Source organism: uncultured Nocardioides sp., from assembly GCF_947489365.1.
GTDB lineage: Bacteria > Actinomycetota > Actinomycetes > Propionibacteriales > Nocardioidaceae > Nocardioides.
In genome coordinates this window covers 366,295-391,743 of record NZ_CANLDB010000001.1, presented here as the reverse complement: position 1 = coordinate 391,743, position 25,449 = coordinate 366,295, and the positions used below count along the sequence as shown (strand labels likewise).

Sequence of the window (25,449 nt, the reverse complement as noted above, 5' to 3'; positions counted from 1 at the left end):
GGGCGCTGTGGTCGTGCTGGGTGCTGCGGGTGCTGCTAGGCGGGGTGCGCCAGGGTCACTTGGTGACCTTGGTGACCCGGCCGGCGCCGACGGTGCGGCCACCCTCGCGGATCGCGAAGCGCAGGCCCTCGTCCATGGCGACGGGCTGGATCAGCTCGACCGACATCTCGGTGTTGTCGCCCGGCATCACCATCTCGGTGCCGTCGGGCAGGGTGACGACACCGGTCACGTCCGTGGTCCGGAAGTAGAACTGCGGACGGTAGTTGTTGAAGAACGGCGTGTGGCGGCCGCCCTCCTCCTTGCTCAGGATGTAGACCGAGGCGTCGAAGTTGGTGTGCGGGGTGGTCGTGCCCGGCTTGATCACGACCATGCCGCGCTCGATGTCCTCGCGCTTGGTGCCGCGGAGCAGCAGCCCGACGTTCTCGCCGGCCTGGCCCTCGTCGAGCAGCTTGCGGAACATCTCGACGCCGGTGACCGTCGACTTCTGCGACTTCTCGCGGATGCCGATGATCTCGACCTCCTCGTTCACCTTGACGATGCCGCGCTCGATGCGACCGGTGATGACCGTGCCGCGACCGGTGATCGTGAAGACGTCCTCGACGGGCATGAGGAACGGCTTGTCGGTGTCACGCTCGGGGGTCGGGATGTAGTCGTCGACGGCCTGCATGAGCTCCGCGACGCTGTTGGCCCACTTCTCCTCGCCCTGCAGGGCGGGGAACGCGGCGACCTGGACGACGGGGATGTCGTCGCCGGGGAACTCGTACTCGGTGAGGAGCTCGCGCACCTCCATCTCGACGAGCTCGATGAGCTCCTCGTCGTCGACCATGTCGCACTTGTTGAGCGCGACCACCAGGGCGGGGACGCCGACCTGGCGGGCGAGCAGCACGTGCTCGCGAGTCTGCGGCATCGGGCCGTCGGTCGCCGCGACCACCAGGATGGCGCCGTCCATCTGCGCCGCACCGGTGATCATGTTCTTGATGTAGTCGGCGTGCCCGGGGCAGTCGACGTGCGCGTAGTGGCGCGCCTCGGTCTGGTACTCGATGTGCGCGATCGAGATCGTGATGCCGCGCTGACGCTCCTCGGGGGCCTTGTCGATCATGTCGAAGGCCTGCGTGTCCGGGTTGCCCTGCGGGTCCCGGTCGTGGAGCGTCTTCGAGATGGCAGCCGTCAGCGTCGTCTTGCCGTGGTCGATGTGACCGATCGTGCCGATGTTGACGTGCGGCTTGCTCCGCTCGAACTTCGCCTTAGCCACTGGGGCTCCTCCTGTGATGGGTTGTGCGGAAACTGTGGGGGTGGTGCGGGGCCGAAGCCCGTGAACGTCGCGCGGACGACTACTCGCCGCGGACCTTCTTGACGATCTCCTCGGCCACGCTGGAGGGAACCTCGGCGTACGAGTCGAACTCCATCGAGTACGACGCCTGACCGGAGGTCTTCGACCGCAGGTCGCCAACGTACCCGAACATCTCGGACAGGGGGACGAGCGCGTTGACCACACGCTCGCCGTGACGCTCCTCCATGCTCTGCACCTGGCCGCGACGGCTGTTGATGTCGCCGATGACGTCGCCCAGGTAGTCGTCCGGGGTGGTCACCTCCACGGCGAACATGGGCTCCAGGAGGACCGGCTTCGCCATGCGGGCGGCCTCCTTGAAGGCCTGGTTGCCGGCGATCTTGAACGCCAGCTCCGAGGAGTCGACGTCGTGGTACTGCCCGTCCACCAGGGTGAACTTCACGTCGACCATCGGGTAGCCGGCGAGGACGCCGAACTCCATGGCCTCCTGGCCGCCCTGGTCGACCGAGGGGATGTACTCCTTCGGCACACGACCACCGGTGACGGCGTTGACGAACTCGTAGCCCGCGCCGGCGCCGGTCTCCTCGTCGATGCTGGGCTCGAGGTTGATGATCACCTTGGCGAACTGGCCGGAGCCGCCGGTCTGCTTCTTGTGCGTGTAGCTGTGCTTCTCCACCGCACGGCGGATGGTCTCGCGGTAGGCGACCTGCGGCTTGCCGACGGTGGCCTCGACGCGGAACTCGCGCTTCATCCGGTCGACCAGGATGTCCAGGTGGAGCTCGCCCATGCCGGCGATGATGGTCTGGCCGGTCTCCTCGTCCGTCTTCACAGTGAAGGTGGGGTCCTCGTCGGACAGCCGCTGGATCGCGGTGCCGAGCTTCTCCTGGTCGCTCTTGGTCTTCGGCTCGATGGCGACCTCGATCACCGGGGCCGGGAAGGTCATCGACTCGAGGATCACGGGGCTGGACTGCGCGCAGAGCGTGTGCCCGGTCTTCGTGTCCTTGAGGCCCATGACGGCCACGATCTGGCCGGCGCCGACCTTCGCGATCTCCTCACGCTTGTTCGCGTGCATCTGGTAGACCTTGCCGATCCGCTCCTTCTTGCCGGTCACGGAGTTCAACACCGTGCCGCCGGCCTCGAGGACACCGGAGTAGACGCGCACGTAGGTGAGCTTCCCCAGGTGCGGGTCGGAGGCGATCTTGTAGGCCAGGCCGGAGAACGGCTCGTCGTCGGACGGCTTGCGCACGACCTCGACGGACTCGTCCTTGACGTCGTGGCCGACGATGCCCTCCACGTCGACGGGCGACGGCAGGTAGGACACGACGGCGTCGAGCAGGGGCTGCACACCCTTGTTCTTGAACGCCGTGCCGCACAGCACCGGGTTGACCTTGTCGGCCAGGGTGGCGCGACGGATCGCGGCCTCCAGCTCCTCGACGGAGAGCTCCTCGCCCTCGAGGTACTTCTCCATCACGGCGTCGTCGGCCTCGGCGAGCGTCTCGAGGAACTTCTCGCGGTACTCGGCGGCCTGCTCGGCCAGCTCGGCCGGGATCTCCTCGACCTCGTAGTCCTCGCCGATCGTGGTCTCGCCACGCCACGTGAGCGCACGCATCTTGACCAGGTCGACGACTCCGAGGAAGTCGCCCTCGGCGCCGATCGGGAGCTGCAGGACCAGCACGTTGGCGTTCAGGCGCTCGACCATCATGTCGACGCAGCGGAAGAAGTCCGCGCCCGTGCGGTCCAGCTTGTTGACGAAGCACATCCGCGGGACGGAGTACTTGTTGGCCTGGCGCCAGACCGTCATGGTCTGGGGCTCGACCCCGGCGACACCGTCGAAGACGGCGACGGAGCCGTCGAGGACGCGCAGCGAGCGCTCGACCTCGGCGGTGAAGTCGACGTGCCCGGGGGTGTCGATGATGTTGATCTGGTGGTCCTTCCACCAGCAGGTCGTCGCGGCGGACGTGATCGTGATGCCGCGCTCCTGCTCCTGCTCCATCCAGTCCATGACGGCAGCACCGTCGTGGACCTCACCGATCTTGTAGGAGATGCCCGTGTAGAACAGGATCCGCTCGGTGGTGGTGGTCTTGCCGGCATCGATGTGCGCCATGATGCCGATGTTGCGGACGACCTTCAGGTCGGTCGTGATGTCGACAGCCACGTGAGTGATGACCCCTTAAGTCGGCTGAGTGTCGGTGGAAGGCGGGATGCCCGGCCCCTGGTCGGGGCCGGACGTCGTCACCAGCGGTAGTGCGCGAAGGCCCGGTTGGCCTCGGCCATCTTGTGCGTGTCCTCGCGCTTCTTCACCGCGGCACCGAGGCCGTTGGAGGCGTCGAGGATCTCGTTCATGAGGCGCTCGGTCATCGTCTTCTCACGACGGGCCTGCGCGTAGGAGACCAGCCAGCGCAGCGCGAGCGTGTTGCTGCGGCCGGGCTTGACCTCGATCGGCACCTGGTAGGTCGCACCGCCGACGCGGCGGGACTTGACCTCGATGGAGGGGCGGACGTTGTCGAGCGCGCGCTTCAGCGTGACGACGGGGTCGGTGCCCGTCTTCTCGCGCGCACCCTCCATCGCCTTGTAGACGATGCGCTGCGCGACCTGCTTCTTGCCGTCCTGGAGCACCTTGCTCACGAGCTGCGAGACGACCGGCGACCCGTAGACCGGGTCGACGTCGACGGGGCGCTTGGCGGCGGGACCCTTGCGCGGCATCAGCCCTTCTCCTTCTTCGCTCCGTAGCGGCTGCGGGCCTGCTTGCGGTTCTTGACGCCCTGGGTGTCCAGGGAGCCACGGATGATCTTGTAGCGGACGCCGGGGAGGTCCTTCACCCGGCCGCCGCGGACGAGCACGATGGAGTGCTCCTGGAGGTTGTGGCCCACGCCCGGGATGTACGCCGTGACCTCGACGCCGCTGCTCAGGCGCACGCGGGCGACCTTGCGGAGGGCGGAGTTCGGCTTCTTCGGGGTGGTCGTGTAGACGCGCGTGCAGACGCCGCGCCGCTGGGGCGAGCCCTGCAGGGCGGGTGTCTTGTTCTTCGACACCTTGTCGGCTCGGCCCTTGCGGACCAGCTGCTGAATGGTGGGCACCGGGTGGTTCCCTCTCTTGTTCGCTCTCAGTGCGCGGCGCTCTGCCGGGCACGGTGATGTGTGCTGGTCGGGTGGTCCTCACCCCGAGGTCGGGCGTGTCGTGGCTCGAGCCCCTACTTCACGGGCACGCGCGAGGACGCCTGGTGCTGCCAGACACGAGATTCGAGGCTACTCGGTCGCCAGGGACGACGCAAAACGCCCCGGGACCACGCGAACAGCAGGGCCGACAGCGCCACTCCGACCACGGTCGCCGCTCCCCCGCCGATCAGGGTCCACCGCGCCCCGAAGGTCGCGCCGACCCAGCCGACCAGCGGCGCCCCGAGCGGGGTGCCGCCCATGAAGATCATGAGGTAGAGCGACATCACCCGCCCCCGCAGCTCGGGCGCGGTGGTCATCTGCATGGTGGTGTTGGCGGCGGTGATCATCGTGAGCGCGGTGAGCCCCAGCAGGGGCAGCCACGCCGCGAAGACGACGTACGTCGGGAGCAGGCCGGCGACGATCTCGACCAGGCCGAAGGCCAGGGCGGCGAGCACCACCAGGCGGAGGCGGATCGTCGTACGACGCGCGGCGAGCAGCGCACCGGTCAGCGAGCCGACGGCCATGACGGTGCCGAGCAGGCCGTACTCGGCGGCGCCCTTGTCGAAGACCTCGGTGGCCATCAGCGCGGAGGTCATCTGGAAGTTCAGCCCGAAGGTGCCGGCGAAGAACACGATCGCGAGGATCAGCAGCAGGTCCGGGCGGCCCCGCACGTAGCGCAGCCCCTCGCGGACGCCGCCCGGCCCGGCCGCGCGGGGCTCGGGGGTGTCGAGGCGCGCGGGGTCGATCCCGCGCAGCGCCCAGATCGGCCCGACGTAGCTCACCGCGTTGATGAGGATCACCCACCCCGTGCCGACCGCACCGCCGCCGAACGCCGCGATGAGGAGCCCGGCCACGGCCGGACCCACGACGCGGGCGGCGTTGAACGACGCCGAGTTGAGGCCGACGGCGTTGCTGAGGTCCTCGCGGGAGACGAGCTCCGGCACGAAGGACTGGCGGGCGGGGGCGTCGAAGGCCGTGCCGACACCGAAGACCAGGGCGAGCACATAGACGTGCCACGTCTCGGCGGTCCCGGTCACCGCGAGCAGTCCCAGCACCAGGGCCGGGCCGGCCATCATCAGCTGGGTGACCTGCAGCAGGGTGCGCTTCGCGACCCGGTCCGCGACCAGCCCGGCGAAGGGGGACAGCAGGAGGATCGGCAGGAACTGCAGGCCGGTGGTGATGCCGAGGGCGAGCGCGCCGTTGGCGGCGAGCTGCAGCACGAGCCAGTCCTGCGCCACCCGCTGCATCCACGTCCCGGTGTTCGACACCGCACCGCCGATGGCGTACCGGCGGTAGTTGGGGTTCGCGAGGGCGCGGAACGTGGGACTCAAGCGGTGGCCAGTCTCTCCAGGATCGGGGCCGCGGCACGCAGCACGGCGCGGTCGTCGGGGGTGAGCTCCTTCAGCCGCAGCGCCAGCCAGGCGTCGCGACGACGCCGGTCGGCGAGCACGGTGGCCCGGCCGGCCTCGGTGAGGCGGACCCGGACCTGGCGGCCGTCGTCGGCGCACGACTCGCGGACGACGTACCCGCCCTCGACGAGGCCGCGCACCGTGCGCGACATCGACGGGGGCCGCACGCGCTCGGCCTCGGCCAGCTCGCCGACGGTCTGCTCGCCGTTGCGGAACAGGCAGCCGAGCGCGGCCATCGCGCCCGAGCCCAGCTCGTTGTCGGGGTGCCGCTCGGCGGCGAGGCGCCGGCGCAGCCGCATCACCGAGAGCCGGAGCTCGGAGGCGAGACCGGCGTCCGTGCGCGCGACCTTCTCGACGGTGGGAGCCATGGTGCTTAGCCTAACTCATTAGCCGTGCTAAGCATTCCTCGGTGCTGCGCGGGCCACCGGGACGCTCACCTATCCTCGGGGCGTGGAGTTCCGCGACGAGCAGCCGACGCAGCACGAGATCGGCAACCGCACCTTCATCGTCGCGGACGTCGAGCCCCTGGACGTCGACGGCGTCCGCACCGTCGAGATCGGCGTGGGGCTCTGGTTCCTGGGGTTCCTCGCCCTGCTGCCGTTCTACGGCCGCCTCGAGGACGCCGGCCGCCTCTGGTGGCTGTGGACCTGCCTCGCGGGCTTCGGCCTCGGGCTCCTCGGGCTGGAGTACTGCCGGCGTCGGCGGAGGGCGCGGCAGACGCAGCCGTAGCTGGTCCGGTCGGCTTTCGTCTCACCGGGTCTCGAGCCGCGGTCGCGACCTCGTCCCTCGGTCGCGCGCTCCCTCGACCTGCCACACGTCGCGCCCTCGTCCCTCGGGCGCGGTGTGTCAGAACGCTTCGAGGTCGTCCTGGGTCAGCGTGTCCCAGACGTGGTCGGGCAGCGGCTGCGGCTGGGCACGCTTGCCGAGGTTCGACTCGGAGTGCGCACCACAGCCGTGGTCGAGGGAGACCACGCGGCCGTCGTCGTTGGCGTCGCCGTTGGCGCAGACCCCGAAGGTTCCGGCCAGCGGGCCGGCCAGGCGGACCAGGAAGCCGCAGCTGTCACAGCTCGCCGGGGCCGCCTTCGCCAGGGCCGACGTCGGTCCGCCGTCGCCGTCGTACCAGCGCTCGGCGGCGGCGTCGCGGCCCTCGACCGACAGGGTGCGCACCCGGCCGAGCCCGAGGTCGTTCGCCACCTGACGGACCTGCGCGCGGTCGTCGGTGTCGAGGGGGTCGTCGCCGTACGACCAGCACGGGACCAGGCGCGGGTCGTCGTCCGGGACCGGGAGCAGGTCGCCCGGGGACAGGTCGCCGGGCTGCAGGCGCTCGCGGTACGGCAGCCACTCGGGCGCCACGATCGCCCCGTGGCCGGGGACGAGGACGACCTCGTCGACGGTCACCGTGCGCTGGCGCGGGGCGCGGGCGACGGTGACCTCCCAGTGCCACCCGGCGTAGCCGCGGCGGGTGCAGGCGAAGCGGTGGGTGAGCAGCCGGTCGCCCTCGACGAGGTGGCCGAGGTGCTCGCCGAGCTCGTCGTCACCGGCCTGCGCGAGGACGGCGGCACGGGCCTGCTCGACGGCGACCGCGGAGGCCAGGGTGGCGTCGGCTCGGGGGCGCCGCGCACGGGATGCGGGGGCGGCGTCCTGCCCGGTCGAGGGCTCCGAGGAGTCCGTCGAGGGGCCCGGCGTCAGGGTCGGGGCGATCACGGCGGTCAAGCATGCCTCATCGCGTCGACCCGGCCGTCGCGGGGCCGCGCGGGACGGCGGCGGACCGCGAGCACGTAGACCGACCAGGCGAGCAGGACGACGGCCGCGGTGCCGAGGCCGAGCTGCGGGACCAGCGGCATCGCGATCCCCACGAACCCGCCGATCACCCACGCCAGCTGCAGCGTCGTGTCCGAGCGGGCGAAGGCGCTCGACTGGACCCGGCCGGGCACGTCGCGCTGGATGGTGGAGTCCAGGGAGAGCTTGCCCAGCGACTGCGCCAGACCGGCGACCAGCCCGAGCAGGACCAGGGTCGGCAGGGCGTAGAGCACCGCGACCAGCACCACCATCACGGCGTCGGCCAGCAGGACCGCCACCACCGTCGCGCGGGGGTCCACCTTGCGCAGCACGGAGGCCAGCGCGATCCCGAGCGCGTTGCCCCCGCCGGCGGCGCCGATCACCAGGCCCAGCAGGACCTCGGGCGCGAGGTCGGCGACCGGCTGCTCCCGCAGCAGGAACGCCATGAACATGGTGAGGAACCCGACCAGCCACCGGGGACCGCAGTTGGCGAGCAGCGCGAAGAGGACCTCGGGCGGCACCCGGGTGGGCGACCGCTCCCGGACGCGTCCGTCCTTGCCGACCCGCAGCGGCTGGGTGGGGACGTCGGCCTGGTCCTCCCGGGCGATCCCGGACGCGGACAGCGACAGCTGCTCCTCCCCCGCGCTGTCGTCGACCGCGGACGGCAGGAGGATCGCCAGCACGGTCGCGACCACGAACAGCACGAACCCGTAGCGCAGCGCCCACTCGGCGCCGAACGTGGCGGCCAGGCCGGCCAGCGGCGCGGAGACGGCGACGCCGACCACCCCGGCGAGCGAGACCCGGCCGTTCGACTTCACCAGGCTGAGGTGGGAGGGCCGCAGCCGGGGCACCGCCGCGGCCCGGGTGACGCCGTACGCCTTGGACGCCACGAGGACGCCGAGCGCGGCAGCGAACAGTGCCGGCGACTCGGTCGTGACGGCGGAGGCGAGCACCCAGCAGAGGAACGCACGCAGGGCCATCGCCGAGCCGATCGCCCAGCGTCGGCCGTGGCTGAACCGGTCCAGGAACGGCCCGATCAGCGGGGCCACGATGACGAACGGCAGCATCGTCAGCCCGAGGAACAGGGCGACCTGGCTGCGGGCCTCGCCGGTGGGGACCTGGAAGAACAGGGTGCCCGCGAGGCCGATCGCGACCGCCGCGTCGCCCGCGGTGCTGAACGCGTGCATCTCGATCAGGCGGGACAGCCCCGAGGCCCCCGCACCCTCCGCGTGGGTGGCTCGCCGCGCCTGGCGCACGGTGAAGCGGCTGGCGCGCCCGGTGGCCCGCGCCGCGGCCTGCGCTCCGCGGGCCGTCGCCCGGGCGCCCCGGCCTGCCGCCCCGGGCCGCGGCGGGCCGTCGACGCGACGGGTCCGTCCCCGACCCCGACGGGCCCGGCCGTCCTGCGCGCCCGGACCGGCCACCGGCTCGGTGTACGGCGCCGTCGGAGCGGGTCCCTCGGACCCGGACGGGCTCCCCCCGGGCTCGCGCGACTGGCTCATCCGCCCATCCTCCCCCGCCGCCGACCCCGTCGCCGCACGTGCCACGCCACGTACCGCGCCACGGGCCGCACAGGTGCCGTCGTCGGGCGTCGGCTCAGCCGAGCTCGAGCTCGTCGGCCAGGGCGCGCAGCAGCTTCGCGGTGGGCCTGGCGGTGCGCGGGTCGGGGTGCCGGCCGTTGCGGTAGGCCTCGCCGGTGTCGTCGAGCAGGCGGATCAGGTCCTCCACGATGCCGACCATGTCCTCGGGCTTCTTGCGCTGCGCGCGGGAGCGGTTGCGGCTCACCGAGGACGGCTCGTCGAGCACCCGGACCTGCAGGGCCTGGTCGCCCCGCCGGCCCTGGGCGACGCCGAACTCCACGCGCGTCCCGGCCTTGAGGGAGGTCGTGCCGGCAGGGAGGGCGTCGGCGTGGACGTAGACGTCCGGACCCTCGTCGCGCGCCAGGAAGCCGAACCCCTTGTCCGCGTCGAACCACTTGACCTTGCCGTTCGGCACCTCGTCCCCCTTCCGAGCCGGGCCCTCGCCCGGGTGCGCGGCTCCGCCGCGCTCGTCGTCAGCCTAGAAGGCCCCAGCGTAGGAGGGGGACGACGTCCGCTCCACCGGGTTCGCGCCCCTCGCGGCCCGGCACCGGGGACCGGCCGCACGGTCCCCTCGGGCATCCCTGCCGCCAGCCCGTTGCCGCAGGTCACGGCGGCTGGCACCATTTCCCTCTTGTCACCGGAGTGACACGAGGGAAACGAGAGCAGGACGAGGAAGAGGGGGCCCGCGCGTGAGGACCCCTGTCACGCCGACCCGACGCCGGGCGCCGGGCGCACGGTCGGTGGGCCTCGCGGTCCTCGGCACGCTGGTGGCCTCGCTGCTCGTCGGCTCCCCGACGTCCACCCCCGCCCACGGCGCGGGGTCGGCTGCCGCGTCCGGCGGGCGGACGGTGCACCTGGTGACCCTGGCGGGTCCCGGCACCGCGGGCCCGGCGACCGGCCGGACCCCGGTGACCCGGGAGGCCCTCCTCGCCACCCAGGACCGCACCCTCGCCGGCCTCGCCGAGCCCCTCTACCGCTGGACCACCGCGCTCAACGGGTACGCCGTCCCGCTCACCGAGGCCGAGGCCGACCGGCTGGCCGCCCGTCCCGAGGTCGTCGCCGTCGAGCGGGACGCCGTCCGGCCGATGGCCTCGACGAGGTCCGTCGCCGGTGCCCGGGGCGGACGCGCGGAGCCCTCGGCCCCCGGGTCGCCGTCCCGCGCCGTCCGCGGAGGTGCAGGGGTGGTCGTCGGCGTCGTCGACTCCGGCGTCGACCCCGACAGCCCCGTCGTCGACGACTCGACCGAGCTGGGCCGCGAGCCCGCCGGCTTCCGCGGGCGGTGCCGGCCCGGACCGGGGTGGCCGGACGACGCGTGCGGCGAGAAGCTCGTGGCCTCCGACTGGTTCGTCCGCGGCTTCGGCCAGGACCGCCTCGCCTCCTCCGCCACCCTGTCGGGGCGCGACGACGTCGGGCACGGCACGTCGGTGGTCTCGGTGGCCGCCGGCAACGGAGCGGTCGGCGTCGTCGCCCGCGACCGGCTCGGCTCCTACTCGGGCATCGCCCCGCAGGCGCGGGTCGCGTCGTACAAGGCCTGCTGGTCGGCGCCCGACCCCTCCCAGGACGGCTGCGCCACCTCCGACCTGGTCGCCGCCGTCGACCGCGCGACCGCGGACGGCGTCGACGTGCTCAGCGTCGCCGTGGGGGGTCCTGCCCGTCCCGACACCCTGGACCGGGCCCTGGTCGGGGCCGCCGAGGCCGACGTGGTCGTCGTCGCGGCCGCGGGCAACACCGGCGGCGAGGCGTACGCCGGCCACGCCTCGCCGGGCGTCCTGACCGTCGGGGCGCACACGACGCCGCTGCGCCGGGCACGGCTCGACCTGCCCGGCGGCGTCAGCGTGACCGGGGCCATGGCCTCCCGCCGTCGGCTCGACGGCGTCCGGCTCGTCCGCGGTGCCGACGCCGCGCTCCCCGGCGCCCGGGAGGACGCCGCCCTGTGCACCCCGGGCAGCCTGGACGCGGCCCGGGTCGACGGCGCGGCCGTCGTCTGCACCCGGGGCGCGGTCTCCCGGCTGGAGAAGTCGACGGCGGTGGACCGCGCGGGCGGGTCGGCGATGGTGCTCGTCAACCAGCGCGGCGCCGCCCTCACCCTGGACCTGCACCGCGTCCCGGTGCTGCACCTCGCCGCGGACGAGGGTCGACGCGTCGAGCGCGCCCTGGCCGGCCGCGGCCCCGCACCCCGGGTCGACCTCGTCCCGGACGGCGAGGGGTTCCGGCGGCTGCACCCGGCCGCCTTCTCGGCCACCGGTGACCCGGCGGGCCCGGTCCTCGCCCCCTCGCTGCTCGCGCCCGGGGTCAGCGTCCTCGGCGCGGTGCCGCCCTCGCCCGAGGGACTGGCGTGGCGCAGCTTCTCCGGGACGTCCGCCGCTGCCGCGTCCGTGGCCGGCGCCGCGGCACGCCTGCGGGCCCTGCGCCCGGGCTGGGCCGCCGACCGCGTGCGGTCCGCCCTGCGGACCTCCGCCCTGCCCCTGGCGGGCGACCCGACGCTCGCGCAGGGCTCCGGCCGGATGCGCCCGGCGCTCGCCCGGGACCCCGGCCTCGTCCTCGAGCTGCCCGTCCGCGACCTGCGCCGCTACCTCGACGGCGACCTGGCTCCGTCCGACGTCAACACTCCGTCGGTCGTCGTGCGGGGCGGCCCGGCCAGCGTCGTCCGCCGGGTCCGCAACGTCAGCGAGAGCGCGCGGTACTTCTCCTCCCGCGCCGAGGGGTTCACCGACCACCGGGTCGTCGTCCGGCCGGCCGCCCTCCGCCTCGGCCCCGGGGAGAGCGGCGAGTTCGTCGTCGAGGTGGGCCCGGGAGCCCCCGGGGCCGGTGGCCGACCCGACGACGGGACGGTCACCTGGGCCGGCGCCGACGGCACCCGCGCCCGGATCCCCGTCGTCGTCAGCCGGTGACGTCGGCGAGGTAGGCGTCGAACCGCTCGCGGGTCCAGCCCCGCGACTCCGCGAGGCCGGCGAACAGCACGTCGGCGTACGCCGGGGACGGCGGGACGGCCGTCACCGTGTCCCGTCCGTGGGGCGAGGTGAACGTCAGCATCGGCAGGTCGTCGCGGCGCCCGACCTCGACGAGGGTCTCGTAGAGGCCCGGACCCGCGCGGTGCCGCCCGCCGGGCAACGGCCCGGCGAGCACGGCCTCCAGGGGGTCGTCGTCGCGCGGCACGCGGTACATCTCCTGGGCGGCGAGGTCGACGAGCTGGCCGACGGTCAGCAGGTAGGCGCGGGCCGCCGTGGGGCCGGGGACCTCGGGGTCGTAGAAGGCCACGCCTCCCCCGCCCCACTGGCTGGAGTCGCCGGCGAAGAACAGGGCGCCGGGCAGGTCGACGGCGGCGTCGGCGCGGGGCGGCGACGGGTCGCGGGCGCCGGGGTGCACGCGTGACCCCCCGGGGGGCAGACCGCCGGCGAGGTAGCTGCGCAGCCGCGCCGCCGACATGTTGGAGCCGTAGCTGACGTACCAGACCAGCCCCGTGCTCACGCCCGCTTCACGACCTGCATCTCCCGGTCGCCGAAGCGCACCTTGTCCCCGTCGACCAGGGTGGTGGGTCGGCTCGGGGCGAGGTCCCGCGCGACCCCGCGGCGGTTGAGCACGGAGCCGTTGGTGGAGCCCCGGTCCATCACGACCAGGACGCCGTCGGCGAGGTGCAGCTGGGCGTGGGTCTTCGACAGGGACATGTCCTGCGAGGGCAGCGCGACGACGTGGCGCACCTGCTCGCCCGGTCGGGGCTCGGGGCGTCGACCGACCAGGACGACCCCCTCGACGAGGAGGGACTCGCCGGTGTCGAAGGTGATCTCCCAGCGGGGGGGCGCCGGGGCGGCCGGGGCGGCTCCCGAGCGGCCGCGTCCGCGGTCACGACCGCGGTGGCGTCCCGGCCGGTCGGGCGGCACGGCGGTGCCGGCCGGTGCGGCGGCCACGGCGGTGCCGCTCGGGGCGGGCGTGGGCCGCTCCGGAGCTCCCCCCGTCGTCCCGAGGTCGCCGGGAGCCGCGTCGGGTCCCGTGTCGCTCCCTGGGCCCGGCCCCGTGTCGGTGTCGGGACGCAGGGGGCCCTGGAGCTGCTGCTTCTCGGGCCGCGGGGCGGGGGCGCCGGGGTCGCCGGGCGGCCGGGCCGCCGGCTGGGGAGGCGGCGTCCGCTCGGGTCTCGGCGCGGGTGCTGGTGCTGGTGCGGGTGTCGGCTCGGGAGCGGGGGCCGGCGCCGAGGAGGTCGAGGGCACGAGGCGCATCGCGGTGAGGTTGACCATCTGGCGCGGCAGCTCCTCGACCTCCTCGTCGTCCTCCTCGGGAGGGGGCCGGGTGTCGACCACGACGGAGCCCGTCCGCCGGTCGTGCCACCCGCGCCGGCGGTGACCGGGGTCGCTGACGGCGGTCCAGGCCAGGGTGGCCACCCCGAACCCGAACGTCGGGAGCGTGGCCGCGCCCAGCACGAGGGCCCGCAGCAGCGACCGGCCGACGCCGAGCGGCTCGCCGCTGTCGGCGTCCACGAGGCGCAGCCCGGTCGCCGCACGACCGGGCGAGGTGCCGGTCAGGCCGGCGAGGACCGCCAGGCCACCCGCCACGAGGACGACGCCGCCGAGGAGCACCCCGACGCCGGGCCAGGTCTCGCCGTCGCGCCAGAACACCCACCACGCGAGGACGCCGAAGCCGGCGTAGGCGGTCCACGCGACCAGCCGGTCGAGGGTGAAGGCGAGGAACCGGCGCTCGAGCCCGGCAGGCGGGGACGCCTCCTCGGCCGAGGCTGTGCTCATCGGTCGGCGACCCGCAGGGGGTCGAGGGGGCGCCGCTCCAGCGGCGACGTCACGGGTTCGCGACCTGGATGGTGAGGCCGTCGCCGAGGTCGATCACCGCACCCGGGATGAGCTGCACGGCGACGCCCGGCTGGAGGTCCTCCGGGGCCAGGCCCGGCTGGATCAGCACCGTGCCGTTGGTCGACCCCATGTCGGTGACCACGGCCGAGCCGTGGTCGGCACCCGACCCGGGTCGGACCTCGAGGTGGGTCGAGGAGATCTCCTGGTTCGGGCTGGGCACGGTCACCAGGCGTGGCTGCTCGGTGGCGGTGAACCGGCGGGCCTCGGGGGCTCGTCCGACGAGGATCGCGCGGTCGACGTCGATGCTCTCGCCGTGGGACATCATCAGCCGGGCGACCGGGCGCGAGGTCACGCTGGGGGCGGGCGGCTGGCCCGGGATCCCGGGCTGCGAGCGGGCGTAGACCTCGGGGTCGTACTCACCCGCGCGGGTGTCGCCGTCGTGGTCGACGTCGGCATGGCCGGCCTGCGCCGGCTCCCCCCACCCGGGGGCGGGGTCGGGTCGGCCCCAGCCGCCGTCCTGCGGGGCGTCCTGCGGGGCGTCGTACGGCGCGGGCTGCTCCTCGTGGCCCACCCCGCCGTAGCCGCCCTGGTCGCCGGGCTGGTCGCCACCGCCGGGGGCGAAGGGGTTGGCCGGCGCGGGCGGCGGGCTCCACTGCGCGCCCGCGGGCCCGGATCCGTTGCCGAAGTCGGGCGCAGGCGGCGGACCGTCCTGGCGGGGGGCCTCGGCGGGCTCCCAGCCGCCGTGCCCGGGGGCGTCGTCGGCGGGGCCCTGGTCCGGGTGCTGGTCCGGGGCGACGTCCTGGTCGGCGTGCTGCTCGGCGTGCTGCTCGGACGCACCGGCGAGCTCGTCGAAGGACATCATCTCGGTGGGCTCGCCCACCTCGTCGTCCGTCCGGGCGGGCTCGGCCTGCGGCTCGTCGTGGTGCTCCACCGGGGTGGCCGGGTCGAGGTGGTCGACCGGCGCGGGGAACGCCTCGGTGGCGGGGTCGGCCTCGGCGAGGGGCTCGTGAGCGGGCTCCGGCTCCGGCTCGGGCGCCGGGGCGGGCTCGTGGTGCTCGGTGAACGCGTCGTGCTCGACGGCGGCGTCGCCCGCGGGCGGCTCCTGCGCCTCGTGGTCGGAGCGGGACGCCATCACGCCGGCGGCGCCGGCGAGGCCGGCGGCCCCGAGGGCGGAGCCGGCCACGACGGCGGGGCTGAGGCCCGCAGGGTCGGACGCGCCGGACCCGGTGGCCGGGATGTCGCCGTGGCCGCCGGCGAGACCGCCCCCGGCCACGTCGTCGGCGTGGTCGTCGGCGTGGTCGTCGGCGCGGTCGTCGGCCGGGAGGACCATCGGGTCGGTGTCGGGACCCTCGTCGACGAGGGCACCGGCCACCGCCGGGGCGGGCGGGGCCTGGACGCGCGAGACGCGGACCAGCCCGGAGGTCAGGGTCATCGGGGTGGCGTCCGCGGGGTCGGGCACGACCTCGTCGTCGCCGGGCGAGGCGACCTCGAGGACGGTCGAGGTGACGCCGGGGACGGTGCGCTCGACCCAGGTCCCGGCGCCGGCGGCCAGGACCTCGACGGGGCCGTCGGTGGTCTCGAAGGAGACGCGCGCGTCGCCGCGGACGACGACGCGGGCGGTCACGCCGCCCTCGCCGTCGGTGTCGCTGAGCAGCACGAAGCCGGGGAGGTCGCGCAGCCCGGTGGCGATGAGCGCGTCGAGGACCTCGTCGAAGTCGGCGCCGTCGTCGAGCAGCTCCCAGAGCGCGGCGACCCGCCGCTTCTCGCTCGGCGGGAGCAGGACGGTGGCGTGCTCCCCGAAGACGCCGAACCAGGCGCCCGGCAGGTAGGACCGGCGTCCGCTCTCAGGACTGACATCGACACTCACGGCAGGGCCCCCAGCTTCTCGTGCAGAGTCGTCTGCTGACGCGCGGCGTCGTAGGACTCCTCCTCGTCGTCCCATCCCACCACATCGACGACCACCGCGGTGGCGTTGTCCGTGCCCCCGGCCTCGACGGCCGCGGCGACCACGCGGTCCGCGGCGTCGCGCGGGTCGGGCGCCCCCAGGAGGATGTCCTCCATCGTCGGGTCGTCGATCAGGCCGCTCACCCCGTCGGAGCACAGCACCAGGCGCCGGGCGGCACCGAAGGGCAGCAGGAAGAAGTCGGGACGGAGCGGCTCGGGTCCGCCCAGCGCGCGGGTGACGACGTGCCGCTCGGGGTGGCGGCTCGCCTGGTCGGCCGAGATCTGGCCGGCGTCGATGAGCTCCTGCACGACCGAGTGGTCGACGCTGACCTGGTCGAGGCGGCCGTCGAGCATCTTGTAGATCCGGGAGTCCCCGAGGTTGGCGAGCAGCCACTTGGGCCCCTCGTCGTCCTCCACCACGAGCGCGACGACCGCGGTGGTCCCGGCGTACCAGGGGCGGGAGTCGCTGCCGTTCTCCTCGCCGTACGCCCGGATGCGCTGCTGGGCCGACTCGAGCGTCCCGGAGACGGCGGTGGCGCCCTCGCGGGCGTCGTACCCGGCGTCGGCCAGCCGGGCGAACTCCTCCACGACGATGCGGCTGGCGACGTCGCCGCCGGCGTGCCCGCCCATGCCGTCGGCGACCACGAAGACGGGTGCCGCGGCGAGGTAGGAGTCCTCGTTGACCTCGCGCACGCGACCGACGTCGGTGGCCGCCCCGAAGTGGAGCCGGACGCCGCTCATCGGCCCTCCCCCGTCGCGGCGGGCGTCGACGCGGACGGGCTCGCTACCGTGGTGCGGATGTCCTCCTCGTCCAGCACCGCGGGCCGGACGCTCGCGGACCGGCTGCGCGGCTGGCCCGACGAGCGGCTCGTGCGGCTGCTCACCGAACGCGCCGACCTCGGCACCCCGGTGCCCGCCGACTCAGGACAGCTTGCGTCACGGGCAGCCACCCGTACCTCCTTGCTGCGCGCCCTCGACCTGCTCACCCACGCCGAGCTCCTCGTCCTTGATGCCCTGGTCGTGCTCGGCCAAACCTCGATCGAGCGGCTGGTCGAGCACGTCAACGGTGATCCTGCCGTGACTCGGGCCTCGGCGCACCGTCTGGTCGACCTCGCGCTGGTGTGGGAGGCCCCCGGGGGCCTCCGTCCCCTCGCCGCGGTGACCGACCTGCTGCGCTCGGGGGCGGCCGGGCCGGGCAGCGGCCTGCTCCCCGTCTCGGCGGACCCGCCGTCGCCCGCGGTCCTCGCCGAGCGGCTCGCCGGGCTCGGCGAGGGCGCCCGGGCGCTGGCCGCCCACGTCGACGCCCACGGGGGCCGGGGCACCACCGGCACCGCTCGCCGCCCGACGGTGCCGGACGGCGAGCCCACCTCCCCCGTCGAGGAGCTGCTCGCGGCCCGGGTGCTCGTCCCCGCCGCCTCCGACCAGCCGCCCGGCACCGTCGAGCTGCCCGGCGAGGTCGGCCTGGCGCTGCGGGACGGACGGACCACCCGTCAGCCGGTCGACGACGTCCCCGGGCTCGGCACCACCGAGCGCGAGGCCCGTCGCTGCGAGCACGCCGCGGTCGGCGCCGCCACCGAGGCCGTGCGCCGCGTCGAGCAGCTGCTGGAGACCTGGGGCACCGAGCCCCCGTCGACGTTGCGCACCGGGGGGCTCGCGGTGCGCGACCTCCGCGCCGCGGCCCGCCTGCTGGGCGTGGACGAGGACCACGCGGCCCTGCTGGTGGAGCTCGCCGCGGCCGCCGGGCTGCTCGCGCAGGGCAGCGACCACGAGGGGACGCCGGCCTGGCTCCCCACCCCGGCGTACGACGCCTGGTGCGGGCGCGAGCCCGCCGAGCGGTGGGCGCTGCTCGCCGGGACGTGGCTGAGCACGTCCCGCGTGCCCGGCCTCGTCGGCGGTCGCGACCACACCGGCAAGGCCTGGAACGCCCTGGTCCCCGAGCTGTCCTCGAGCCTCGCCCCCGAGACCCGGCGGGCGGTGCTCGCGGTGCTGGCCGAGGTCGAGCCCGGCTACGGGCTCGCCGACGAGGACTCGCTGGTCAAGCGGCTGCGGTGGCTGCGGCCCCGTCGCCCCCGGCTGCGCGACGACCTGGCGCGCTGGGCGCTGCGGGAGGCCGCCGTCCTCGGGGTCGCGGGCCTCGGCGCGCTGCCGCCGTACGGGCGGACGCTGGTGCTCGAGGGGGCCGACGAGGCGGGGGCGCAGCTCGCGCCGAAGCTGCCCAGCCCGGTGGAGCACGTGCTGCTGCAGGCCGACCTCACCGCCGTCGCCCCCGGCCCCCTGGCCCCGGAGGTCGCCCGCGAGCTCGGCCTCGTGGCCGAGGTGGAGTCCAGCGGCGGGGCGACGGTCTACCGCTTCACGGCCGCGTCCGTCCGCCGTGCGCTCGACGCCGGGTGGGCCGCGGCCGACGTCCACGCGTTCGTCGCCCGGGTCTCGGCGACCCCCGTGCCGCAGCCGCTGACCTACCTCGTCGACGACGCCGCCCGCACCCACGGTCGCGTCCGCGCCGGACGCGCGGCGTCGTTCCTGCGGGCCGACGACGAGAGCTCGCTGGTCGAGATCCTCCACCACCAGCGCGCCGGCGAGCTGGGGCTGCGCCGCATCGCCCCGACCGTCGTCATCTCCAACCTGGAGGTCGAGGAGCTCGTGCCGCTGCTGCGCGAGCTCGGGGCCGCGCCGGTCGTGGAGGCCGCCGACGGCACCGTGCACGTCGTGGGGACGACCCGCCAGCGTGCCCGCGTGCCGCGCACCGCACGCGTCGCCGGCGGCAGCGCGGCCGACCGGTCCGGGCTGGGCGACGAGCACTGGCACGAGGTCGCCCGCGCCGTCCGTGCGGGCGACGTCGCCGCGAGGAACCGCCCCACCCTCACCGCGCCCCTCTCCCCCAGCGGCAGCCTCGCCGCCCTGCGCGACGCGGTCGAGACGGGCGCCACAGTGACCATCGCGTACGTCGACTCGCACGGGGCGAGCACGGAGCGCGTCGTCCGGCCCCGCCGCGTCGAGGGCGGGACGCTGACGGCCTGGGACCACCGCGCCGACGACCTCCGCACCTTCGCGGTCCACCGCATCACCACCGTCCGCCGCACGACCGGTCCGTAGGCTGGGTCGGTGAACGACGGCCCCCTGATCGTGCAGTCCGACAAGACCCTCCTCCTCGAGGTCGACCACGAACGGGCCTCCGACTGCCGCAAGGCGATCGCCCCCTTCGCGGAGCTCGAACGCAGCCCCGAGCACGTCCACACCTACCGGCTGACGCCGCTGGGCCTGTGGAACGCCCGCGCCGCCGGCCACGACGCCGAGCAGGTCGTGGACGCGCTGATGGAGTTCTCCCGCTACCCCGTGCCGCACGCGCTGCTCGTCGACGTCGCCGAGACCATGGCCCGCTACGGCCGGCTGCGCCTCGACAAGCACCCCCTCCACGGCCTGGTGCTCGTCACCACCGACCGGCCCGTGCTCGAGGAGGTGCTGCGCGCCAAGAAGATCGCCGGGATGATCGGCGACCGCATCGACCCCGACACGGTCGCCGTCCACGCCTCGGAGCGCGGCAACCTCAAGCAGGCCCTGCTGAAGATCGGGTGGCCGGCGGAGGACTACGCCGGGTACGTCGACGGGGAGGCGCACCCCATCGCCCTCGACACCACCGGCTGGACGCTGCGTCCCTACCAGGAGGAGGCGGCCGAGTCGTTCTGGCACGGCGGCTCCGGCGTCGTCGTGCTGCCGTGCGGCGCGGGCAAGACCCTGGTCGGTGCCGCCGCGATGTCGCGGGCGCAGGCCACCACGCTGATCCTCGTCACCAACACCGTCTCCGCGCGGCAGTGGAAGGACGAGCTGGTCAAGCGGACCTCGCTCACCGAGGACGAGATCGGCGAGTACTCCGGCACCGTCAAGGAGGTCCGCCCCGTCACCATCGCGACGTACCAGGTCCTGACGACGAAGCGGAAGGGCGTCTACCCGCACCTCGAGCTGCTCGACGCCCGCGACTGGGGCCTCATCGTGTACGACGAGGTGCACCTGCTCCCTGCGCCGATCTTCCGCATGACCGCGAACCTCCAGGCCCGCCGCCGCATCGGCCTCACCGCGACGCTGGTGCGCGAGGACGGCCGCGAGGGCGACGTCTTCAGCCTCATCGGGCCCAAGCGGTACGACGCCCCCTGGAAGGACATCGAGTCCCAGGGGTGGATCGCGCCCGCGGACTGCGTCGAGGTGCGGGTCTCGCTGCCGGACTCCGAGCGACTGGTCTACGCCACCTCCGAGCCGGAGGAGCGCTACCGCCTCGCGGCGACGACCGCGCAGAAGACGCGCGTGGTGAAGCAGCTCGTCGACCGCCACCCCGAGGCCCCGACGCTGGTCATCGGGCAGTTCATCGACCAGCTCGACGAGCTGGCCGAGGCGCTCGACGCCCCCGTCATCAAGGGCGAGACCCCGGTCAAGGAGCGGCAGCGGCTGTTCGAGGCGTTCCGCACCGGCGAGGAGCGCCTGCTGGTGGTCTCGAAGGTCGCGAACTTCTCGATCGACCTGCCCGGCGCCGAGGTCGCGATCCAGGTGTCCGGGTCCTTCGGCTCGCGCCAGGAGGAGGCGCAGCGCCTCGGCCGGCTGCTGCGGCCCAAGTCCGACGGCCGGACCGCCCGGTTTTACACGGTCGTCTCCCGCGACACCGTCGACGCGGACTTCGCCGCCAACCGGCAGCGATTCCTCGCCGAGCAGGGCTACGCCTACCGCATCCTCGACGCCGAGGACCTCTCGGCGCTGTAGCGGGCTCCGGGGATCGAGGTGCGAGCGTCGCGCAGCGACCGGGCCACGAGATCCCCGCACCGGGCCGACGAACACCTCACCGGGTCTCGTGGCTCGGCCGTGGCCGGCCTCGCACCTCGACCTCCGGTAGCCCCGGGGATCGAGGTGCGGGCGTCGCGCAGCGACCGGGCCACGAGATCCCCGCACCGGGCCGACGAACACCTCACCGGGTCTCGTGGCTCGGCCGTGGCCGGCCTCGCACCTCGACCTCCGGTAGCCCAGGGGATCGAGATGCGAGCGTCGCGCAGCGACCGGGCCACGAGATCCCCGCACCGGGCCGACGAACACCTCACCGGGTCTCCTGGCTCGGCCGTGGCCGGCCTCGCACCTCGGTCCACGACGGCGATGAGGCGCGCCCTGAGAGGATCGGCGGCATGGGTCTGCGGTCGGTGGCGGTGTTCTGCGGGTCGAGCTCCGGCAGCGACCCGGCGTACGCCGAGGCCGCCCGCCTGGTCGGTCGGACGCTGGCCGAGCGCGGCCTGACGCTCGTGTACGGCGGGGGCAGGGTCGGCCTCATGGGCGAGGTCGCCGACGCGGCGCTGGCGGCCGGCGGCGACGTCGTCGGGGTGATCCCCTCGGGCCTGTTCGCCACCGAGGTGGCCCACACCGGGCTGACCACGCTGCACGAGGTCGGCTCGATGCACGAGCGGAAGCAGGTCATGGCCGACCTCTCCGACGCCTTCCTCGTGCTCCCCGGCGGCGCCGGCACCCTGGACGAGGTCGCCGAGCAGTGGACGTGGGCGCAGATCGGGATCCACGACAAGCCCAGCGGGTTCCTCGACGTGGCGGGCTTCTGGCAGCCCCTCCTCGTGCTGCGCGACCACATGGTCGACGCCGGCTTCGTCCGCCCCGAGGCCGCCGGGATCGTCACCGTCGACGACGACCTGGGCCGTCTCCTGGAGCGTCTCGCCCGACCCGCGAGAAACATTCAGACTTTGTAGGAATTTCGTCCCATCCGGGTGCAGGGTGGGCTCCGAACGCCGTATGGCCCGGATCACACACCCGCTCGCGCGCGCGTCTGCGTGCGCGACCCCTGATGGAGGAATCCATGAGCGACACCAGCAGAAGAGGCTTCATCGCGGCAGGAGGCGTCGGTCTCGGCGCCGTCGCCGCCGTCGGCGCAGGGGCGTTCACCGCCTCGGCCTCGGCACGCCCCAGCGCCGACCGCGCCCGCGAGCGCGTCGTCGCGCACGTCCCGGACCACGCCGGAGACAAGGTCCAGCTCCTCGTCGGCGAGCGCGAGGTCGTCGTGCACGACCGCGACCTCGTCCTCCGCCTCCTCAACGCCGCCGGGAGCCGCTGATGTCCAGCCACCGCGAAGCACCGGAAATCTCGCAGGACCCGGCCGCCGACAACACCGACGTCTACGCGTTCGTCTCGCCGGACAGGCCGTCGTTCGTCACGATCATCGCGAACTTCCTGCCGCTCCAGCAGCCGTACGGCGGCCCGAACTTCTACGAGTTCTCCGACGACGTCCGCTACCGCATCCACATCGCCAACAACGCGACCGCGGAGTCGGACATCATCTACCAGTTCGACTTCCGCACCGAGGTGCGGAACCCGAACACCTTCCTCTACAACGTGGGCCCGATCGAGTCGATCGACAGCGAGAACTGGAACCGCCCGCAGTACTACACGGCCACGCGGATCGAGGGCGGCGAGACCGAGGTCTTCGGCCGCAACCTGCCGGTGCCGCCGGTCAACGTCGGCTCCCGCACCTTCTCCGGGGAGGGTGGTTACGCCGCGGTCGCCGAGCAGGCCGTCCTGCGGCGGAAGGGCACCTGGTTCTTCTGCGGCCAGCGCGCGGACGCCTTCAACGTGGACCTCGGGAGCATCTTCGACCTGGGCGCTCTCCGTCCGTTCAACGAGGCCCACCTGATCCCGATGGCCAACATGGACGGCGTCAACTCCGTGCAGGCGTGCAACGTGCACACCATCGCGATCCAGGTCCCGATCTCGCGCCTCACCCGCTACAAGAACGAGCCCTCGAACCGGTACAACAAGTTCGCCACCCTCGGTATCTGGGCCACCGCCGAGCGTCGCACCTCGACGATCATCGACCCGGAGACCGGCACCAAGACCGGCACCGGTCCGTACAGGCAGGTCTCCCGCCTGGGCAACCCGCTGGTCAACGAGGTCCTCATCCCGATGGGCGACAAGGACCGCTGGAACGCCGGTGAGCCCGCCCGGGACCGTCGCTTCCGCAAGTACGTCGACCGCCCGGAGCTGGCCAAGCTCCTGCCGGTGCTCTACCCGGACGTGTTCCCGAACCTGGAGGCGTACGACAAGCCGCGCGCGGACCTGAACGCGATCCTGCACACCGGGATCCCGAAGGGCGTGGTGGACAACTTCCAGAACTTCACCGGGCCCACGCAAGCGGACATGCTGCGGCTCAACGTGGCGATCCCCCCGACCCAGCCGGCGGACCAGAACAGGCTCGGACTGATCGGCGGAGACCTCGCCGGTTTCCCGAACGGCCGGAGGGTCCGTGACGACATCGTGGCGATCGAGCTGCGTGCCGTGGCGGGGGCGACGATCCCGCTCGTCGACCCGGACTACGAGCCCGACGGTGCCGCCAACCAGCTGAACGACGGCACGGAGTCCGCCGCGCCCGGGACCAACTCGTTCCCCTACCTGCAGGACCCGTCGGGCGGTTACCAGACCCGGCCGGGCACCGTGGACGAGGGCAACGGCGACAACTGATGACCGACACCGAGAAGGACGAGGCGAGCGTGGAGAACCCCCACGCCGGCACCGGCTCGGTGCTGCTCGACATCGGTGGTGACGTGGGCGCGCTCGTCGTGAACATGCCCGCGCACACCACCGGCGACGAGGTGGAGATCCACCCGGAGGGCACCGACCTGGTCGCCCTCCGGGCGCACGACGCCGAGCACGCGGCAGGGTCCGGGGACCACGGGCACGGTCACGGGCACGGCCACGGGCCCCACCACGACCACGTGGCGGTCGTCGTACGACCCACGCCGCGCGGCCCTCGGCCGAGCCTCGTCTACCCCGAGGTGACGCAGGGACGCTACGTCCTGGTCCCGAAGGGTTCGGACACCGCGGTGCTCGTCGCCGAGGTCACGGGCGGCATGGTGACCGAGCTCGACTGGCCGGGGTCCGACGAGCAGTCGGGCGTCGCCTGACGCACCACGCGTCACCTGCGGACCCCCGCCCCACCTGGGCGGGGGTCCGTACGCTCGTACACATGGACGCCGTGCGCGACCGACTCGGTCAGATGATCTTCGCGCGCGTCGCCGGGCCCGACGGGCCCCGCCAGCGTGAGCGCATCCACGACACCCCCGGGCCGCGCTGGTTCGACCCCGACAGCCCGATCGCCCGGGTGCACCGCGACGCCGCCATGTTCATCGGTGGCATCCGCGCGGTGCTGCTGCAGACCATGCACCCCGTCGCCATGACCGCGGTCGCCGAGAACTCGGGCTTCCGCGTCGACATGTGGGGGCGGCTGGCCCGCACCAGCTCCTTCCTCGCCGTCACGACCTTCGGTCCGGCGCAGTACGCCGAGCAGGCCGTCACCGCCGTGCGCAGCATCCACGAGAAGGTCCGCGGCACCATGCCGGACGGCACGCCGTACGTCGCCTCCGACCCGCACCTGCTCGCCTGGGTGCACGCGGCGGAGGCCGACAGCTTCCTGCGCTCCCACACCGTGTACGGCGACGACCCGCTCACCCAGGACGAGCGCGACACCTACGTCGCGCAGGTCGGGGAGGTGAGCGCCCGGCTGGGGGTCCTCGAGCCGCCGACGACCGAGGCCGAGCTCAGGCAGGTGCTCCGCGACTTCCGCCCCGAGCTGCGCGGAACCCGCCACGCCCGCGAGGCCGTCCGGCACCTCATCCTCCACCCCGACCTGCCGCTGCCCGCCCGGGCGCCGTACGGCGTGCTGATGGCCGCCGGCATCGGGCTGATGCCCTGGTGGACCCGGCTGCCGCTGCGGCTGCCGCTGCTCCCCGGCGTCGAGCAGACCGCGGTCCGCGCCGCGGGTGGCGCCGCCACGAGGACGATCCGGTGGGCCATGAGCCCCCGCGAGGTCGAGACGGTCGTCGGTTCCGTGCCCGACGGGGCGACCGCCCCGCACGCCGCCGAGTCGTGACCGACCCCGCCCCGCGCTGGCCGCTGCCCGGCGCCCCGGCGCTGCGCGACGAGCTGCTGGCGGCGTACGACGAGGACGGCCGGCGCTACCACGACCTGCGCCACCTCGGGGAGGTCCTGGACCGCCTGACGGAGCTCTCCGCGGCCGGGGAGCGGTTCGACCCGCTCACCGTCACGCTGGCCGCCTGGTTCCACGACGGCGTCCACGAGCGCTCCGACGACGACGAGGCCCGCTCGGCCGCCTGGGCCAAGCGGGCGCTGCTGGACCTCGGGGACGGCGGCCCGGGTGCCGGCGTCGCCGCCGAGGTCGCGCGCCTGGTCCTGCTGACCGTCGACCACCGCGCCGACGCGGCCGACGGGGACGGCGCGGCGCTCTGCGACGCCGACCTGGCGATCCTGGCGGCGGGCCGCGAGCGCTACCGCGCGTACGCCGCCGACGTCCGGGCCGAGTGGTCGCACGTCCCCGACGCGGACTTCGCCCGCGGGCGCTCCGCCGTCCTCCGCGACCTGCTCGACCGACCCGTGCTGTTCGCGACCTCCCACGCCCGGCGGTACTGGGAGCGCCCGGCCCGGGCGAACCTCGCGGCCGAGCTCAGCGCGCTGGCCTGA

The 25,449-nt window shown here is 74.1% G+C and carries 23 protein-coding genes; 10 read left to right on the top strand and 13 right to left on the bottom strand.

Annotated elements, in window-relative coordinates; genetic code table 11:
* Positions 1–55: 55 nt before the first annotated feature.
* The 6 genes from tuf to Q0858_RS01840 all read right to left on the bottom strand — a co-directional run bounded on the left by tuf (position 56) and on the right by Q0858_RS01840 (position 6,220).
* Positions 56–1,252 (bottom strand): elongation factor Tu, encoded by a 1,197-nt coding sequence (tuf, locus tag Q0858_RS01865; RefSeq protein WP_299050445.1) that lies wholly within the window; start codon positions 1,250–1,252, stop codon positions 56–58.
* 79 nt (positions 1,253–1,331) lie between these two features.
* Positions 1,332–3,443, bottom strand: a complete 2,112-nt coding sequence (gene fusA / locus Q0858_RS01860; protein WP_299050444.1) for an elongation factor G — start codon at positions 3,441–3,443, stop codon at positions 1,332–1,334.
* Positions 3,444–3,520: 77 nt separating this feature from the next.
* Positions 3,521–3,991 (bottom strand): 30S ribosomal protein S7, encoded by a 471-nt coding sequence (gene rpsG / locus Q0858_RS01855; protein WP_299050442.1) that lies wholly within the window; start codon positions 3,989–3,991, stop codon positions 3,521–3,523.
* Complete coding sequence (gene rpsL, locus Q0858_RS01850; RefSeq protein ID WP_240239285.1) at positions 3,991–4,365, bottom strand: 30S ribosomal protein S12; 375 nt, start codon at positions 4,363–4,365, stop codon at positions 3,991–3,993. Before rpsL ends, rpsG begins: the two co-directional genes overlap by 1 nt.
* 113 nt (positions 4,366–4,478) lie before the next feature.
* The gene (locus Q0858_RS01845) at positions 4,479–5,774 is read right to left on the bottom strand and encodes an MFS transporter (RefSeq protein WP_299050437.1); all 1,296 of its coding nucleotides are present in this window, start codon (positions 5,772–5,774) and stop codon (positions 4,479–4,481) included.
* A complete protein-coding gene (locus Q0858_RS01840; RefSeq protein WP_299050436.1) occupies positions 5,771–6,220 on the bottom strand; it encodes a MarR family transcriptional regulator in 450 nt (149 codons plus the stop codon). Before Q0858_RS01840 ends, Q0858_RS01845 begins: the two co-directional genes overlap by 4 nt.
* Before the next feature lie 82 nt (positions 6,221–6,302).
* On the opposite strand from Q0858_RS01840, the gene Q0858_RS01835 reads away from it, so the two are divergent.
* Positions 6,303–6,581: a DUF2530 domain-containing protein gene (locus tag Q0858_RS01835; RefSeq protein WP_299050434.1), complete on the top strand. Its 279-nt coding sequence runs from the start codon at positions 6,303–6,305 to the stop codon at positions 6,579–6,581.
* A gap of 117 nt (positions 6,582–6,698) precedes the next feature.
* Here the strand turns inward: Q0858_RS01835 and Q0858_RS01830 are convergent, their stop codons facing one another.
* From Q0858_RS01830 to Q0858_RS01820, 3 genes are all read right to left on the bottom strand, one after another.
* Entirely contained in the window at positions 6,699–7,445 is a 747-nt protein-coding gene (locus tag Q0858_RS01830; protein WP_299051726.1) for a DUF3027 domain-containing protein, read from the bottom strand.
* A gap of 116 nt (positions 7,446–7,561) precedes the next feature.
* Positions 7,562–9,130 carry an MFS transporter gene (locus Q0858_RS01825; RefSeq protein ID WP_299050433.1) on the bottom strand — a complete coding sequence of 523 codons (1,569 nt, stop codon included), beginning with the start codon at positions 9,128–9,130 and terminating at the stop codon, positions 7,562–7,564.
* A 94-nt stretch (positions 9,131–9,224) separates the two neighbouring features.
* Positions 9,225–9,623, bottom strand: coding sequence for a cold-shock protein (locus tag Q0858_RS01820; protein WP_299050431.1), 399 nt, complete (start codon positions 9,621–9,623; stop codon positions 9,225–9,227).
* A gap of 274 nt (positions 9,624–9,897) precedes the next feature.
* On the opposite strand from Q0858_RS01820, the gene Q0858_RS01815 reads away from it, so the two are divergent.
* Positions 9,898–12,099: a S8 family serine peptidase gene (locus Q0858_RS01815; protein WP_299050430.1), complete on the top strand. Its 2,202-nt coding sequence runs from the start codon at positions 9,898–9,900 to the stop codon at positions 12,097–12,099.
* On the opposite strand, the gene Q0858_RS01810 is transcribed toward Q0858_RS01815, so the two are convergent.
* Genes Q0858_RS01810 through Q0858_RS01795 form a run of 4 tightly spaced genes read right to left on the bottom strand, consistent with a single transcriptional unit; the run spans position 12,089 to position 16,686 of the window.
* Positions 12,089–12,676: a histone deacetylase gene (locus tag Q0858_RS01810; protein ID WP_299050428.1), complete on the bottom strand. Its 588-nt coding sequence runs from the start codon at positions 12,674–12,676 to the stop codon at positions 12,089–12,091. The two genes, Q0858_RS01815 and Q0858_RS01810, sit on opposite strands and share 11 nt — an antisense overlap.
* The gene (locus Q0858_RS01805; protein ID WP_299050427.1) at positions 12,673–13,941 is read right to left on the bottom strand and encodes an RDD family protein; all 1,269 of its coding nucleotides are present in this window, start codon (positions 13,939–13,941) and stop codon (positions 12,673–12,675) included. The genes Q0858_RS01810 and Q0858_RS01805 overlap by 4 nt, the downstream gene beginning before the upstream one ends.
* A gap of 49 nt (positions 13,942–13,990) precedes the next feature.
* Positions 13,991–15,868, bottom strand: a complete 1,878-nt coding sequence (locus Q0858_RS01800) for an FHA domain-containing protein (protein ID WP_299050425.1) — start codon at positions 15,866–15,868, stop codon at positions 13,991–13,993.
* The gene (locus Q0858_RS01795) at positions 15,865–16,686 is read right to left on the bottom strand and encodes a protein phosphatase 2C domain-containing protein (protein WP_299050422.1); all 822 of its coding nucleotides are present in this window, start codon (positions 16,684–16,686) and stop codon (positions 15,865–15,867) included. The genes Q0858_RS01800 and Q0858_RS01795 overlap by 4 nt, the downstream gene beginning before the upstream one ends.
* A 57-nt stretch (positions 16,687–16,743) precedes the next feature.
* Between Q0858_RS01795 and Q0858_RS01790 the strand changes: the two genes are divergently transcribed.
* From Q0858_RS01790 to Q0858_RS01755, 8 genes are all read left to right on the top strand, one after another.
* Positions 16,744–19,038 carry a helicase C-terminal domain-containing protein gene (locus tag Q0858_RS01790; RefSeq protein ID WP_299050420.1) on the top strand — a complete coding sequence of 765 codons (2,295 nt, stop codon included), beginning with the start codon at positions 16,744–16,746 and terminating at the stop codon, positions 19,036–19,038.
* 9 nt (positions 19,039–19,047) lie between these two features.
* Positions 19,048–20,691, top strand: a complete 1,644-nt coding sequence (locus Q0858_RS01785; RefSeq protein ID WP_299050418.1) for a DNA repair helicase XPB — start codon at positions 19,048–19,050, stop codon at positions 20,689–20,691.
* Positions 20,692–21,104: 413 nt separating this feature from the next.
* Positions 21,105–21,671 carry a TIGR00730 family Rossman fold protein gene (locus Q0858_RS01780; protein ID WP_299050417.1) on the top strand — a complete coding sequence of 189 codons (567 nt, stop codon included), beginning with the start codon at positions 21,105–21,107 and terminating at the stop codon, positions 21,669–21,671.
* Positions 21,672–21,778: 107 nt separating this feature from the next.
* Complete coding sequence (locus Q0858_RS01775; RefSeq protein WP_299050415.1) at positions 21,779–22,033, top strand: hypothetical protein; 255 nt, start codon at positions 21,779–21,781, stop codon at positions 22,031–22,033.
* Complete coding sequence (locus Q0858_RS01770) at positions 22,033–23,433, top strand: DUF4331 domain-containing protein (protein WP_299050413.1); 1,401 nt, start codon at positions 22,033–22,035, stop codon at positions 23,431–23,433. Before Q0858_RS01775 ends, Q0858_RS01770 begins: the two co-directional genes overlap by 1 nt.
* On the top strand, positions 23,433–23,876 hold the full coding sequence (locus Q0858_RS01765; RefSeq protein ID WP_299050412.1) for a hypothetical protein: 444 nt from the start codon (positions 23,433–23,435) through the stop codon (positions 23,874–23,876). Before Q0858_RS01770 ends, Q0858_RS01765 begins: the two co-directional genes overlap by 1 nt.
* Before the next feature lie 62 nt (positions 23,877–23,938).
* On the top strand, positions 23,939–24,841 hold the full coding sequence (locus Q0858_RS01760; RefSeq protein ID WP_299050410.1) for an oxygenase MpaB family protein: 903 nt from the start codon (positions 23,939–23,941) through the stop codon (positions 24,839–24,841).
* Positions 24,838–25,449, top strand: coding sequence for a hypothetical protein (locus tag Q0858_RS01755; protein WP_299050409.1), 612 nt, complete (start codon positions 24,838–24,840; stop codon positions 25,447–25,449). The genes Q0858_RS01760 and Q0858_RS01755 overlap by 4 nt, the downstream gene beginning before the upstream one ends.

What these genes read in the sequence shown, in the direction of transcription:
- rpsG (WP_299050442.1), bottom strand. Translation starts at nt 3,991, where the DNA reads ATGCCGCGCAAGGGTCCCGCCGCCAAGCGCCCCGTCGACGTCGACCCG.
- Q0858_RS01840 (WP_299050436.1), bottom strand. Translation starts at nt 6,220, where the DNA reads ATGGCTCCCACCGTCGAGAAGGTCGCGCGCACGGACGCCGGTCTCGCC.
- Q0858_RS01825 (WP_299050433.1), bottom strand. Translation starts at nt 9,130, where the DNA reads ATGAGCCAGTCGCGCGAGCCCGGGGGGAGCCCGTCCGGGTCCGAGGGA.
- Q0858_RS01805 (WP_299050427.1), bottom strand. Translation starts at nt 13,941, where the DNA reads ATGAGCACAGCCTCGGCCGAGGAGGCGTCCCCGCCTGCCGGGCTCGAG.
- Q0858_RS01795 (WP_299050422.1), bottom strand. Translation starts at nt 16,686, where the DNA reads ATGAGCGGCGTCCGGCTCCACTTCGGGGCGGCCACCGACGTCGGTCGC.
- Q0858_RS01790 (WP_299050420.1), top strand. Translation starts at nt 16,744, where the DNA reads ATGTCCTCCTCGTCCAGCACCGCGGGCCGGACGCTCGCGGACCGGCTG.
- Q0858_RS01780 (WP_299050417.1), top strand. Translation starts at nt 21,105, where the DNA reads ATGGGTCTGCGGTCGGTGGCGGTGTTCTGCGGGTCGAGCTCCGGCAGC.
- Q0858_RS01775 (WP_299050415.1), top strand. Translation starts at nt 21,779, where the DNA reads ATGAGCGACACCAGCAGAAGAGGCTTCATCGCGGCAGGAGGCGTCGGT.
- Q0858_RS01770 (WP_299050413.1), top strand. Translation starts at nt 22,033, where the DNA reads ATGTCCAGCCACCGCGAAGCACCGGAAATCTCGCAGGACCCGGCCGCC.
- Q0858_RS01765 (WP_299050412.1), top strand. Translation starts at nt 23,433, where the DNA reads ATGACCGACACCGAGAAGGACGAGGCGAGCGTGGAGAACCCCCACGCC.
- Q0858_RS01760 (WP_299050410.1), top strand. Translation starts at nt 23,939, where the DNA reads ATGGACGCCGTGCGCGACCGACTCGGTCAGATGATCTTCGCGCGCGTC.